Source organism: Bradyrhizobium sp. MOS003 (genome assembly GCF_003020125.1).
Classification (GTDB): Bacteria; Pseudomonadota; Alphaproteobacteria; order Rhizobiales; family Xanthobacteraceae; genus Bradyrhizobium.
Genome location: NZ_PYFW01000003.1, coordinates 595,293 through 608,250, shown reverse-complemented (window position 1 = coordinate 608,250; position 12,958 = coordinate 595,293). Strand labels below are relative to the sequence as shown.

The window sequence follows — 12,958 nt, the reverse complement described above, 5'->3', positions numbered from 1 at the left end:
GAACTTGGTCGTAGACGGCTATCGTGTCTCCTATGCGAGCTTGACGTCAGGCTCCGCGCGACCGCGCGCGGATGCCTCTAGTAGAAAGGTGCAACCGGCTTGCGGATCGGCGGCGCGTGCGGCCGCATCCATATCCTGCCAGGCCGACGTGACGAGGAGACGCGACAGATCGGGGCCGACGAAAGCGGGGCAGCTCGCCTGTGTCGCCGGCACACTCAGTGAGCGCAGACGCTCGCCATGCGGAGAATAGACATCGACCCGGCTCGCGCCCCAGCAGGCACTCCAGATGTTCCCGTCGGCATCGCACACCGAGCCGTCGAGGCCGCCGATGCCGGTGTGGCGCAGCAACACCTCCGGCTCGCCGCGCGGCAGACCGGTCGCGGGATTGAGCGGCACGGCGTAGAGCACGGCGCGCGTTGTGTCGGTGAAATAGCCAATGCCGCCATCCGGCGAGAAGCAGATTGAATTGGGGATGCTGATGCCGGGAAACAAAGTCGAGATCTTGCCGCGATGGAGCGCGTAGATTGCGCCTGCCTTCGGCTCGGCCTTCTTGCCCATGGTCCCGATCCAGAACGTGCCGGACTGGTGCACGCGGCAATCATTGGAGCGCGTGTCGGGATTGTCCGCCTCGAGCGGAAGGAACGGCGTCATCGCGCCGTCGGCGAGCGTGCGGATATAGAGCCCGTCCTCGGCGACGATCAACTGCCGTTCGGCGTCGATGCGCCCAAGTGCGCTCGCCATCCGGCCGAGCGCGTGGACGCGGATCGCACCACTGCCGAGCTGCGCCTCGAACAAACGTCCCTCGCGAATGTCGAACCACCAGGCAGTATTGGTGGTCGCGTCATAAGTCGGCCCCTCGCCGAGATGGCAGGGATCTTTCGAGAGAATTGAGGTTGGGACCTGTTCCATCAGGGCGTCCTCACTGCAATGCGATAGACCGTGTGGTGACGATAGACCTGGCCGGGATCGAGGCGCGGGCTCGGGAAATCCGGCCGGTTCGGCGCGTCGGGCCAGATGTGCGGCTCGAGGCACATGGCGTCCGACTGCCGGATCAGCTTGCCGCCCTTCCCCGAGATCGTGCCGTCGAGATAATTGCCGGAATAGACCTGCAAGCCGGGCTGGTCGGTGAACAGCTCCATGATCCGCCCGGAGCGCGGCGCCTCCAGCCGCGCCGCGAGCGTGAGCTTGCCGTCGCGGGCAAGGCAGTAGGTGTGGTCGTAACCTCTGCCGTTGCGCAATTGCTCATCGCTTTGCCGGATCCGTTCGCCAACAGCCCGAGGCTCGCGGAAGTCGAACGGCGTGCCGGCAACGCTGCGCGGCGGTCCAGGCAGCGGAATGGCGGTAGGGTCGATGGCGAGGAAATGCTCGGCGGCGACCGTCAGCGTGTGGTCGAGAATGGGCGTACCCGACGTCGCGCCTTCGAGATTGAAGAAGCTGTGATTGGTCAAGTTGACGATGGTGGGACGGTCGGTCCGCGCCTCCATGGTCAGAGACAGCTCGGTCGGGCCGGTGACGCGATAGCTCAAGCACACGTCGAGCTTGCCGGGATAATTCTCCTCGCCATGCGGGCTCGTGTAGGTGAGCGTCACCGCGGGCGCCGCACCATCGTCGATCTCCGCGACCTGCCATAGCTTGCGATCGAATCCATCGAGCCCGCCATGCAGCGCATTCGGGCCGTTGTTGACGGCAAGCTGCACCGTCTCGCGCTCGAGCGAAAATTGTCCTTTCGCGATGCGGTTGGCGTAGCGGCCGACGGTGGCGCCGAAGAACTTTCGTTCCGCAAGATAGCCTGCGAACGCGTCATGCCCGAGCACGACGTCGTCGTGGCGGCCCTTCGCATCAGGCGCGATCAGCGCCTGCAACACCGCGCCATGGGTGATGATGCGCGCCTCGAAACCTCCCTCGCCGCGCAGCACGATGCGCTCGACCTCGCGGCCGTCGGGCAGCGTTCCAAAGACGTCTTTCGTGATTTTTGATGCGGCCATGTCTAATCCACAAACGGTTCGACGACGGTGCGCTTGCCGAGCAAGAAGGCGTCGGCGACGAGTCGAAGCGGTGCCAGATCGACATCGCTTGCGCCGGTCGCGGCGAGCGCAACGAAGCGCCGGTAAAGCTCCCGATATTCCTCGTCGGGCGCCTCGGCAACGGTCTTGCCCTCGATCGCCATGTGCCTGCCGCCGCCGGACAGCGTCATCCGGCCCTGCTCGGTTTCGACAGCGATATCCCAGCTCTGCGGCCCGGTCTGGCGGAAATCGAACTCGGCGGTGACAGGCAGGCCGTCGATGTCGGTCAACGTCAGGCTCGCTGCGATCGGAGCCTGGCAATTGGCGGGAAACGCCAGCTCGGCTGCGGTGACGAACACGGGCTTGGGCAGGATTTTGGTCAGGATCGACAGCGCGTTGATGCCGGGATCGAACACGCCGAGGCCGCCCGGTTCCCAGATCCAGCTCTGGCCGGGATGCCAGACGCGAACATCTTCCTTCCAGCTGATGTGCACCGATTTGACGCGTCGCGCCGCGAGCCATTCTCGCGCGGGCTCGACCGCCGGCGCATGGCGCGAATGCCAGGTCGCAAACAGCGTTCGCTTTGCCGCTGCCGCCATCGCGATCAGCGGATCGAGCTCGGCAACACCGATGCCGGGCGGCTTCTCCAGCATGACATGCTTGCCGGCAGCGAGCGCCGCGGCGGCTTGGGCGCGCCTCACCTGCGGCGGCGTGCAGAGCGAAACCGCATCGATCGGCGGCCCCTTTTCCAGCAGTTCCTCGATGGTGGCGAAATGCGGCAGCCCCGGCAGCGAGGCGTTGCGGCTGGCAATTGCGGTCAGCGTCGCGCCCGGCACCGCGGCGATCGCACCGACATGCTGGTCGCGTGCGATCTTGCCGAAGCCGACGATGGCGATGCGAAGTTCGGTCACGATCTCTCTCCGGACTGCACGGATGGCAACGCCGCGGCCGGAACGGTGTCGGTCACCGTACCATCGTGGCGGCGCATGCCGTTGTGAATGACATGGACCATCGCCTCCGAGGCGGCGTCGGCATCGCCGGCCGCAATCGCATCTACGATCTTCTGGTGCCAGAGCAGCACCGTGTCGCGGTCCTCCAATTCGACCGGCGCACTCAGCAGGAACGAGGCACGAAGCGCGGCCTCGATGACGTGCCCGATCGAGCGCATGAACAAATTGCCGGAGGCTCCCGCCACGGCGACGTGAAGCGCGAGGTCGGCATCGGCAAAGCCGACCGAGTCGGACGCTTCGAGCCGCATGCGCTCCATGCTGCGCCGAAGCTCGGTCAGATCCTCCTCCGACCGCTGCGCGGCCGCCAGCATCGCCGCGCGCGGCTCGACCGCGAGACGGATCTCGGCGAGGTCGTTGAGGAAACGCTTGTCGATGCCGGCATCCAGATGCCAGGCCAGCACGTCCGCATCGAACATGTTCCAGGCGCCGCGCTCGCGCACGACGGTGCCGACCCGCGCCTTGGTGGTGAGCAGCCCCTTAGCGACCAGCGTCTTCACGCTCTCGCGCAGCACTGGCCGCGACACGCCGAACATCGCGATCATCTCGGCGTCACCCGGCAGGCGCGTGCCCTCCGCATAACGGCCGGCGATGATGTCGACGCCGATCGAGCGAGCTACCTCCGCATGGTTGGAGTGGGCCCGCCGCGTCGGGATGACGACGATGCGCGAGGTCATGAGGCAGCTCCCGCGCGCTTCGTCAACGGCCGACGGGCCAGCGCGACCAGTCCCTGCTGCAAGGCAATAAAGCCGAACAGCAGGATTCCCGTCGCGATCTTGGTCCACCAGCTCGACAACGTGCCGTCGAAATTGATGTAGGTCTGGATCAGGCCCTGGATCAGCACGCCGAGGAAAGTTCCGATCACCGAGCCCTGCCCGCCCGAGAGCAGCGTGCCGCCGATCACGACGGCGGCGATGGTGTCGAGCTCGACGCCGACGGCCGAGAGCGAATAGCCGGCGCTGGTGTAGAACGAGAAGACGATGCCGGCGATACCTGCGAGCAGGCTCGACAGCATGTAAATCTTCACCGTCATCGTGCCGACGGCAACGCCCATCAGGCTCGCGGTCGCCCGGCTGCCGCCGAGCGCATAGACGTTGGCGCCGAACCGGGTGAGATGCAACAGCAAGGCGCCGCCGGTCACGATCACGAGCATGATGATCGCGATCGCCGTCAACCGTCCTCCACCCGGCAATCGCAAGGCGAAGTCCGACACGGTGGAATAGAGCGGCGCGGTGATCGGTATGGATTCGGTGGAGAGCAGGAAGCTTGCCCCGCGGGCCAGGAACATCCCCGCCAGCGTCACGATGAACGGCGGCAGATCGAAGACATGGATCACCGCGCCCATCGCAGCACCGAAGGCCGCCGAGAGTGCGAGGACGGCGACGAAAGCAACCAGCGGCGGCATGCCCCAGCGCTCGATCGCGAGCGCAACGAAGACGGTGGTGAAGCCGATCACCGAGCCGACCGAGAGATCGATACCGCCGGAGATGATGACGAAGGTCATGCCGGCCGCGACGATGCCGAGGAAAGCGTTGTCGGTGAGGAGATTGCCGACGACGCGGGTCGAGGCGATGTTGGGAAACTGCACCGCGCAGGCTGCGAAGCCCGCAACGAGCACGATCGCCGTGATGAGGGCAGGCGGCAGGCCTCTCATGCCTTCGTCCTCCGCAGCCGCGCGGCGATGCCGGCAAAACCGGTCAGCTTCGGCGATTGCAACAACAGCACCGTGAGCACCACCACCGCCTTGACCAGCAAGTTGAATTCCGGCGGATAGCCGGACAAAAGGATGCCGGTGTTCATCGTCTGGATGATCAGCGCGCCGAGCACCGCGAGCACGAGGCTGAAGCGGCCGCCGAACAGCGAAGTGCCGCCGATCACAACGGCCAGGATCGCATCGAGCTCGAGCCAGAGGCCGGCATTGTTGGCGTCCGCCCCCATGATGTCGGCGGCCGCGATCACGCCGGCCAGCGCGGCGCAGACGCCGCACCAGACATAGACCGACAGGATCATCGCACGGGTGCCGACGCCGGCAAGCTCGCTCGCACGCGCATTGCCGCCGGTCGCCTCGACCAGCAGCCCGAGCGCGGAGCCGCGCACGACCGCGCCGGTCAGGATGAGCATGCCGAGCGCAATCGCGACCGGCACGGGCACGCCGAGAATGGCACCGTTGCCGAGCCAGACCAGATCGGGCGACGAGAAGGTCACGATGCGCCCCTCGGTGATCAGCTGGGCGATGCCGCGTCCCGCCACCATCAGGATCAACGTCGCCACGATCGGCTGCATGCCGAGCACCGCGACCAGGAAGCCGTTCCACAGGCCGCAAATCAAGCCCGCGCCGAGCGCTGCCGCCAGAACCACGGCCAGACTGTGAGTGTCGGCGAGGCTCGCCGCGATCGCACCCGCGATTGCCATGATCGCACCGACCGACAGATCGATGCCGCGCGTCGCGATCACCAGCACCATGCCGAGCGAGAGCAGTGCCACCGGCGTGCCGCGATTGAGCACGTCGATCAGGCTGCCGAACAGACGCCCGTCCTGGAGGCGCAGGTCGAAGAATTGCGGCGACACCACGCGGTCGACCGCAAGGATGACGATCAATGCGAGGATCTGGGCGAGACCGCGGCGCGGCAACAGCGCTGTCATGTGTGGGCCTCAAGCGCAACAGCGACGCTATCGGCGGCAATGGCCGCGAGGATGTTGCCGACATCGACCGCCTCGCCCGCGAGTTCCTCGACATGGGCGCGGTCGCGCAGCACCACGACGCGGTCGGAATAGGTCACGATCTCGTCGAGTTCGGAAGAGATCACGAGCAGCGACAAGCCGTCGTTGCAGAGATCGCGGATCAGGCGGATGATCTCGGCATGCGCGCCGACGTCGATGCCGCGGGTCGGCTCGTCCAGCACCAGGAGCCGCGGCGAGGTCGCGAGCCAGCGCGCCAGCAGAACCTTCTGCTGGTTGCCGCCGGACAACAGGCCGACGGGGCGCTCGGGATCGGGCGGACGGATGTCGAGCATCTTGACGTAGCGGCGCGCGATCTCGTCCTGCTCGCGGCGCGACAGCGGGCGATGCAGGCCGCGCTTGGCCTGGAGCGCGAGCACGATGTTCTCGCGCACCGTGAGCTCGGCGACGATACCGTCGGTCTTGCGCTCCTCCGGGCAATAGCCGAAGCCGTGGCGGACGCCATCACGAGGCGACTGCAGCCGCACGGGCGCCCCCTCCACCCTCGCCTTCCCGCCATCGGCGCGCTCGGCGCCGAACACTAGCCGGGCCGTCTCGGTGCGCCCCGAGCCGAGCAAGCCGGCGAGGCCGACGACCTCGCCATGGCGCAGCTCGAGATTGAACGGGGCGACATAGCCGGCCTTGCCGTAATTCTCGAAGCTCGCGCAGACCTCGCGCACTCTGTGCTCGCCCGCCGATGCGCGCGCGCTGGTGGTCTCGGCCAATTCGCGGCCGAGCATCAGCCGGATCAGCTCGAGCCGCGGCAGCGAGGCGGTCTCGCGCTCGCCGACCAGGCGGCCGTTGCGCAATACCGTGATGCGATCGGATATCTCGTAGACCTGGTCGAGGAAATGGCTGACGAAGACGATGCCGATGCCGCGTTTCGCGAGCTGGCGCATGATGCCGAACAGGATCTCGACCTCGTGACGGTCGAGGCTCGCGGTCGGCTCGTCCAGGATCAGCACGCGCGCGGAGAGATCCACCGCGCGGGCAATCGCCGTAACGTGCTGGATGGCCACCGAATAATTGCCGAGCGGCGCGGCGACGTCGATATCGAGGCCGAAATCCGCGAGTAGCGCCTTGGCGCGACGGCGCATCTCGCCCTCGCGCACGATGCCGAAGCGCATCGGCTGGCGGTCGAGAAACAGGTTCTGCGCCACCGAGAGGTTCGGCAGCAGATTGACCTCTTGATAGACGGTGGCGATGCCCGCAGCCACCGCCGCCTTCGCCGAACGCGGCGCGATCGCTTCACCGCGGATCCTGACGATGCCGGCATCGCGCGGAAACACGCCGGTGACGACCTTGATCAGCGTGGACTTGCCGGCGCCGTTCTCGCCGAGCAGCGCATGGATCTCGCCGGCGCGCAGCGTGAAGTCGACCTCCTGCAGCGCGCGGGCAGCGCCGAAGCTCTTGCTGATCCCGCGTACCTCGAGAAGGGGCAGAGCAGGATCGGGGCTGTTCTGCATGGCAAATTCACTCCCACGGGTGCCCGCCTTTGAAGCGGACACCCAGCCTAGTCGTTCGTGCAGCGGTTTCGAAGGGGGATCGATCGCCTCAGTAACCGAGGCCCTTCTTGCTGTCGTAGATCTTCTGCGGATCGTCGGCTGCGGTATAGAGCTTGGACTCGGTCTGGATCCATTTCGGCGGAACCGTGCCCTTGCCCTTGAAGGCTGCGACGGCATCGAGCGCCGGGCCCGCCATGTTCGGCGTCAGCTCCACCGTGGCGTTGGCTTCGCCGGCAACCATTGCCTTGAAGATATCGGGGACCGCGTCGATCGAGACCGTGAGGATATCCTTGCCGGGCTTGAGACCGGCTTCCTTCATCGCCTGGATCGCGCCGACCATCATGTCGTCGTTGTGTGCGTAGACGGCGCAGAGGTTCTTGCCGCCGCCCTCGGCCTTGATGAAGCTTTCCATCACCTCCTTGCCCTTGGCGCGGGTGAAGTCTCCGGTCTGGCTGCGCACCACCTTCAGGTTCGCGTGCTTGGCGATCGCGGTGTCGAAGCCTTTCTTGCGGTTGGTGGCGACGCTGGCGCCGACCGTGCCCTGCAGCTCGACGATGTTGCAGGCCTTGGCCCCGACTGTCTTGGCCAGCCAGTCGCCGGCGACCTCGCCTTCATGCACGCTGTCGGAGGTGACGGCGGTGAGATAAAGCTCCTTGCCGGAGGGATCGATATCGCGGTCGAGCAGCACGACCGGGATCTTGGCTTCCTTGGCCTCCTTCAGCACCGAGTCCCAGCCGGTCGAGACCACGGGGGCGAGGAAGATCGCATCGACGTTCTGCGCAATGAAGGAGCGGATCGCCTTGATCTGGTTTTCCTGCTTCTGCTGCGCGTCGGCGATCTTGAGATTGACCTTGCGCTTGGCGGCCTCTTGCTTGGAGACCGACGTCTCGGCCGCGCGCCAGCCGGACTCCGATCCGATCTGCGAGAAGCCGATGGTGAGCTCGGCAGCATTCGCCGGCAGCGCGAGCAGCAAGGCGACCGTGGCGCTGGCCGCAAAGAGGGCTTTGAGGATCATCAGGCGAGTCTCCCAAGATGTTATCCGGGGCGCCGATTGGTAGCATGGCACCCTCAGGCCTGCCTTTGAGGCGGCGGAAGAGACTATTTCATGGAAGATGAGTTCCGACTAGTCATATTATTTGACTATTCGGAGCAAGACGCGCCAAGCAGCAGGGAGCGTTTCTAAGACACGCCAGGCGCGATTTTGTTCCAGCGATGCAACGGGAAGATGAGAGAGATTGCAGGTGGGTGCAGACACGGACACCGTCATGGCCGGGGGCCTGTCCCGGCCATCCACGCCTCACCTCGCGTGACAAAAAACGTGGATGCCCGCGCCCTTCGCCTCGCCGAAGCGGCTTCGGCCGCGCAGGCGGCACAAACCAGGGCGTGACGCCTCATAGACCTTCGCGTGGGAGGTCAGAGCCGGACGTAAAGCGTTAAATCAGCTTCCGCTGCGCCAGGTTCTTCATCAGCGCACCGATGCCGAAGGTCCAGGGTTCGCACTCGTCGCTGGTGCGCATGCGGTTGACGAGCTTGCCGAGTTGAGGCGCTGCGATCGTGACGATGTCGTCGCGCTTGTGGGTGAACCCCTGCCCCGGCGCATCACGATCCTTGACCGGCGCGAACATCGTGCCGAGGAACAGCACGAAGCCATCGGGATATTGATGCACCTTGCCGATGGTCTGCTCGACCAGATCGGTCGGATCACGGCTGATCTTGCTGATCGAGGAATGGCCGTCGAGAACGAAGCCGTCCGCTCCTTTCACGTTCAGGCTGATGTCGAGCTTGCGCGCGTCGTCGAGCGTGAAGCTGTCGTCGAACAGGCGCAGCAGCGGTCCGATCGCACAGGAGGCGTTGTTGTCCTTGGCCTTCGACAGCAACAGCGCCGAACGGCCCTCGAAGTCGCGCAGATTGACGTCGTTGCCGAGCGCGCCGCCGACGATCTTGCCGCGGCTCGACACGAACAGCACGAGCTCCGGCTCCGGGTTATTCCAGGTCGATTTCGGATGCAGGCCGGCATCCATGCCGGTGCCGACCGAAGACAGCGTCGGCGCCTTGGTGAAGACCTCCGCATCGGGGCCGATGCCGACCTCGAGATATTGGCTCCAGGCGTTCTGATCGATCAGCACCTGCTTCAAATGCATCGCCTGGTCGGAGCCTGGCTTGAGCTTGGAGAGATCATCGCCGATCAGCCGCGTCACTTCCTTGCGGATCGCTTCGGCCGAGGCCGGATTGCCCTTCGCGCGCTCCTCGATCACGCGCTCCAGCATCGAGATGGCAAAGGTGACGCCGGCAGCCTTCAGCGTCTGCAGGTCCACGGGCGCAAGCAGCCACGGTTTTTGGCGATCGCGCCGGTCCGGCGCCGTGTTGTCCACGATGGCGTCGAGATCGCCGATCCGCTCGCCCTTGGTCAGGCCAAGGGCCTTGGCCGGGTTGTCCTCTTCGCAGAGCGCGCTGATGGTCGGAAATCTTGCGGTAACGTCGAACAAGCCGTCGCCACGGACGGCGACCACGGCCGGACCGTTCGCCTGCGGCAGCCAGACGCGACCGGCGAGTGTGCCGCGTGTTCCGTCCTCGGGGAGAAGGTCTTTCACCGACAATGTCGTCATGGCCGCGCGCCCTCGTTGTTTCTCAGATCAGCCGCAGCCGATCACATTAGCGAAGACCAATAAACGTCTGGCAGGGGAAGTCCAGAGACCGCGGCGCTCACTTGAACCAGTGCACCAAGGCGATGCTGATGCCGAGCAGCAGCATCAGGGACAGCGTCACCGCGGCCGTCACCCGCCCGCCAACATTGGCAAGCACGCGGACGTCGACGCCGAGTCCGAGGGCCGCCATCGACACCACCGTGAGAAAGCTCGTGATCTTGGTCACCGGACCGACCACAGTCCCTGGCACGATTTCGAGGGAACGCAGGGTCGCCAGCGCCAGAAAGCCGAGGATGAACCAGGGCACGAGTCGGAAGAAGCCGACATTGGTCTTCTTGGCATCGCCCTGCCAGCGTGACGCCGCGAGCGACAGGCCGACGACGACCGGCCCGAGCATCAGCACGCGCATCAGCTTCACGAGCGTGCCGATCTGCGTCGAGACGAGCCCGGCCGGGACCGTCGCGGCCAGGACCTGCGGCACCGCATAAACCGTGAGGCCGGCGAGGATGCCGTATTGCGTGGCAGACAATTGCAACAGCGGAATCAGCAGCGGCAGGCCGAGCACCATCATCACGCCGAGGATTGCGGTGAAGGAGATCGAGGATGCGATCTCGTCATTGGTGGCACCGATGATCGGGGCCACCGCGGCGATCGCCGAATTGCCGCAGATCGAGTTGCCGCAGGCGATCAGGATCGACAGCCGCGTCGAGAGGCCCAGCATCCGGCCGAGACCGAAGGAGACGCACAGCGCAATCACCACGACAGCTGCGATCGACGCCAGCAGCGCGACGCCGGAAGCCGCGATAGCGGCGAAGCTGATCGAGGCCCCCAGCAGCATGACGGCGACTTCGAGAAGCTGCTTTGCGCTGAAGGCAATGCCGGCTTGCCAGCGAGGCGCGGGTTTCCAGAAGCTACGCAGGGCCATCCCGAGCAGGATCGCCATCACCAGCGCCTCGACATAGGGATGCTCGAAGACGCCAAGCTCCGCCCTTTCGAGCAGAGCGGAGACGCCCGCGACGGCGATACAGAGGAGGATGCCTGGAATCAGCGCGAAAATGCGGCTCGCGGCGGTGGCCGGCTTCGCATCGGCCGGGCTGGATGCTTGATTCTGCGACACAAATCTCTCCCAAGGGAGAAAGATTTATACGCAGCGCCGGCCCAATGGGGAATAAGTTTTCGACATATCAGGGCCGAGAGAAGTTCTGTCCTCAACCCGGAATAATCGGCCTCAGAAGATCAGGCTCTTGGCAAGCGAGGCCACCCGGCTGAACCCGTCATAGACGCCTGGCTCGAAGAATGCCGCACGCGCCAGCACGATTCCGGCCACCAGCGACCAGAACAGCCCGGTGCCGACCCGCAGCAGCAGCTTCGACGCACGCGACTTCGGCTGGTTATCCGCCGTCGCGGACACCAATTGCTCGCCGAAAGGCTCAAATCCAGTGCGTTCCATGACCGTCAATCCATCAATTTCTGATGGGAATGTCGTCGTTTCCCGTTCAAACGGCAATGGAAGCGATTGGCGTTTTTGCTCCTGCGCAGGGAAACTCCTTCCGCCGGAAGGACCCCAGACAACAGTTTTCTTCTTCTCGACTATTCGGACTCCGCCCGCCAGGCTCAGAGGGCCAGATAACGCCGGCGGATCGCCTCATTGGCTTTCAGCTCGTCGATTCCGGCGGCGTAGACGATCTGGCCCTTGTCGATGATCGTGGCGTGGCTCGCGAGCCCCAGGCAGAAATGCATGTTCTGCTCGGCAATCAGCACGGTCGATCCGATGCCCCGAAGCTGCCGCAACAGCTCGCCGATCCGCTGCACGATGATCGGCGCGAGCCCCTCGCTCGGCTCGTCCAGCAGCAGCAGTGCGGGGTTACCGATCAGCGTGCGCGCGATCGCCAGCATCTGCTGTTCGCCGCCAGAGAGACGCCCGGCGATACGATGGCGCAGCGGCTCCAGCAGCGGGAAGACCTCGTAGATGCGCTTGATCGGCCATTCGTCCTGGCCCTCCGGCCCCTTCTTGCGGCCGATGACCAGATTGTCCTCGACGCTGTGCTCCGGAAAGATCTGGCGGTCCTCCGGCACGAAGCCGAGACCGGCGCGCGCGATATGATGCGGCTTCCGGCCGGAGATCACGGCACCACGCAGGCTCACTTTGCCCCGCCGCGGCGGCGCCAGCCCCATGATCGCCTTCATGGTGGTGGACTTGCCGGCGCCGTTGCGGCCGAGCAGCGCCATGGTCTCGCCCTGCCGCACCGAGAGGCCGACGCCAAACAAGATCTGGCTGGTGCCGTAGTAGACGTCGAGATCGGCGACCTCGATGACGACAGCATTCATGCAGCCGCCCCCGCGTGCTCAGTACCCAGATAAGCCTCGATCACAGCGCTGTTGTTGCGGATCTCGTCGGGCGTGCCGGTAGCGAGAATGCGGCCATAGCAGAGCACGACGATTTTGGGCGCGATCTTGAACACGATGTCCATGTCGTGCTCGATGAAGACGACGGTGATTTTCTGGGTCTCCCAGAGTTCGCGCACCTTGTCGATCATGCGCCAGCGCTCTTCCGGCCCCATCCCGGCGGTGGGCTCGTCCAGCAGCAGCACTTTTGGTTCGAGCACCAGCGCCAGCGCGATGTCGAGGAGCTTCTGATCGCCATGCGAGAGCGTTGCGGCGGTGCGATTGCGCTTTTCTGCGAGTCCTAGCAGCTCCATCACGTGCTCAGCGCGGTCACACGTCTCGGGCAACGGAAAGCGCCTGTGCAGCACAGCGGAGGAGCGCTGGTCGGCGCTGACGGCGGCGAGCATGGTCTCCTGCACCGTCAGCGATTTGAAGATGCTGGCGACCTGGAAGGCGCGGCCGATGCCGTGGCGCACGATCTCCGGCGGCGAGCGGCCGGCGAGATCGACGCCGTCGAGTAGCACCTGGCCGGTGTCAGGCTTCAGGGCGCCGGTGATCAGATTGAAAAAGGTGCTCTTGCCGGCGCCGTTCGGACCGATCACCGCGGTGAGCGAACCGTCGGGGAAGTCGAGCGAGACATCGTTGGTTGCCTTCACGCCACCAAAGGATTTTGCGAGGTTGCGGATCTCCAGCAT

General features: G+C 65.3%; 13 protein-coding genes. All 13 read right to left on the bottom strand.

The window, feature by feature from the left end; genetic code table 11:
- Positions 1 to 30: 30 nt before the first annotated feature.
- A complete protein-coding gene (locus tag C7G42_RS17675) occupies positions 31 to 909 on the bottom strand; it encodes an SMP-30/gluconolactonase/LRE family protein (protein WP_199580962.1) in 879 nt (292 codons plus the stop codon).
- Positions 909 to 1,985, bottom strand: coding sequence for an aldose epimerase family protein (locus tag C7G42_RS17670; protein ID WP_106950215.1), 1,077 nt, complete (start codon positions 1,983 to 1,985; stop codon positions 909 to 911). Before C7G42_RS17670 ends, C7G42_RS17675 begins: the two co-directional genes overlap by 1 nt.
- A gap of 2 nt (positions 1,986 to 1,987) precedes the next feature.
- Positions 1,988 to 2,914 (bottom strand): Gfo/Idh/MocA family protein, encoded by a 927-nt coding sequence (locus tag C7G42_RS17665; protein WP_106950214.1) that lies wholly within the window; start codon positions 2,912 to 2,914, stop codon positions 1,988 to 1,990.
- Positions 2,911 to 3,687 (bottom strand): FadR/GntR family transcriptional regulator, encoded by a 777-nt coding sequence (locus C7G42_RS17660; RefSeq protein ID WP_106950213.1) that lies wholly within the window; start codon positions 3,685 to 3,687, stop codon positions 2,911 to 2,913. The genes C7G42_RS17665 and C7G42_RS17660 overlap by 4 nt, the downstream gene beginning before the upstream one ends.
- Positions 3,684 to 4,664: a galactofuranose ABC transporter, permease protein YjfF gene (yjfF, locus tag C7G42_RS17655; protein ID WP_106950212.1), complete on the bottom strand. Its 981-nt coding sequence runs from the start codon at positions 4,662 to 4,664 to the stop codon at positions 3,684 to 3,686. Before yjfF ends, C7G42_RS17660 begins: the two co-directional genes overlap by 4 nt.
- Positions 4,661 to 5,653, bottom strand: a complete 993-nt coding sequence (locus C7G42_RS17650) for an ABC transporter permease (RefSeq protein ID WP_106950211.1) — start codon at positions 5,651 to 5,653, stop codon at positions 4,661 to 4,663. Before C7G42_RS17650 ends, yjfF begins: the two co-directional genes overlap by 4 nt.
- Complete coding sequence (locus C7G42_RS17645; protein ID WP_199580961.1) at positions 5,650 to 7,194, bottom strand: sugar ABC transporter ATP-binding protein; 1,545 nt, start codon at positions 7,192 to 7,194, stop codon at positions 5,650 to 5,652. Before C7G42_RS17645 ends, C7G42_RS17650 begins: the two co-directional genes overlap by 4 nt.
- Before the next feature lie 88 nt (positions 7,195 to 7,282).
- Positions 7,283 to 8,248 carry a galactofuranose ABC transporter, galactofuranose-binding protein YtfQ gene (gene ytfQ / locus C7G42_RS17640; RefSeq protein ID WP_106950209.1) on the bottom strand — a complete coding sequence of 322 codons (966 nt, stop codon included), beginning with the start codon at positions 8,246 to 8,248 and terminating at the stop codon, positions 7,283 to 7,285.
- 418 nt (positions 8,249 to 8,666) lie between these two features.
- Positions 8,667 to 9,839 carry a fumarylacetoacetate hydrolase family protein gene (locus tag C7G42_RS17635; protein ID WP_106950208.1) on the bottom strand — a complete coding sequence of 391 codons (1,173 nt, stop codon included), beginning with the start codon at positions 9,837 to 9,839 and terminating at the stop codon, positions 8,667 to 8,669.
- 97 nt (positions 9,840 to 9,936) lie between these two features.
- Positions 9,937 to 10,995: a YeiH family protein gene (locus tag C7G42_RS17630; RefSeq protein ID WP_106950207.1), complete on the bottom strand. Its 1,059-nt coding sequence runs from the start codon at positions 10,993 to 10,995 to the stop codon at positions 9,937 to 9,939.
- A 111-nt stretch (positions 10,996 to 11,106) separates the two neighbouring features.
- Positions 11,107 to 11,328: a hypothetical protein gene (locus C7G42_RS17625; RefSeq protein WP_106950206.1), complete on the bottom strand. Its 222-nt coding sequence runs from the start codon at positions 11,326 to 11,328 to the stop codon at positions 11,107 to 11,109.
- A gap of 164 nt (positions 11,329 to 11,492) precedes the next feature.
- Positions 11,493 to 12,206, bottom strand: a complete 714-nt coding sequence (locus tag C7G42_RS17620; protein ID WP_106950205.1) for an ABC transporter ATP-binding protein — start codon at positions 12,204 to 12,206, stop codon at positions 11,493 to 11,495.
- Complete coding sequence (locus tag C7G42_RS17615; protein WP_106950204.1) at positions 12,203 to 12,958, bottom strand: ABC transporter ATP-binding protein; 756 nt, start codon at positions 12,956 to 12,958, stop codon at positions 12,203 to 12,205. Before C7G42_RS17615 ends, C7G42_RS17620 begins: the two co-directional genes overlap by 4 nt.

Coding starts and splice junctions, on each gene's coding strand:
- C7G42_RS17675 (WP_199580962.1), bottom strand. CDS start 909: ATGGAACAGGTCCCAACCTCAATTCTCTCGAAAGATCCCTGCCATCTC.
- ytfQ (WP_106950209.1), bottom strand. CDS start 8,248: ATGATCCTCAAAGCCCTCTTTGCGGCCAGCGCCACGGTCGCCTTGCTG.
- C7G42_RS17635 (WP_106950208.1), bottom strand. CDS start 9,839: ATGACGACATTGTCGGTGAAAGACCTTCTCCCCGAGGACGGAACACGC.
- C7G42_RS17625 (WP_106950206.1), bottom strand. CDS start 11,328: ATGGAACGCACTGGATTTGAGCCTTTCGGCGAGCAATTGGTGTCCGCG.
- yjfF (WP_106950212.1), bottom strand. CDS start 4,664: ATGAGAGGCCTGCCGCCTGCCCTCATCACGGCGATCGTGCTCGTTGCG.
- C7G42_RS17660 (WP_106950213.1), bottom strand. CDS start 3,687: ATGACCTCGCGCATCGTCGTCATCCCGACGCGGCGGGCCCACTCCAAC.
- C7G42_RS17650 (WP_106950211.1), bottom strand. CDS start 5,653: ATGACAGCGCTGTTGCCGCGCCGCGGTCTCGCCCAGATCCTCGCATTG.
- C7G42_RS17615 (WP_106950204.1), bottom strand. CDS start 12,958: ATGCTGGAGATCCGCAACCTCGCAAAATCCTTTGGTGGCGTGAAGGCA.
- C7G42_RS17620 (WP_106950205.1), bottom strand. CDS start 12,206: ATGAATGCTGTCGTCATCGAGGTCGCCGATCTCGACGTCTACTACGGC.
- C7G42_RS17645 (WP_199580961.1), bottom strand. CDS start 7,194: ATGCAGAACAGCCCCGATCCTGCTCTGCCCCTTCTCGAGGTACGCGGG.
- C7G42_RS17670 (WP_106950215.1), bottom strand. CDS start 1,985: ATGGCCGCATCAAAAATCACGAAAGACGTCTTTGGAACGCTGCCCGAC.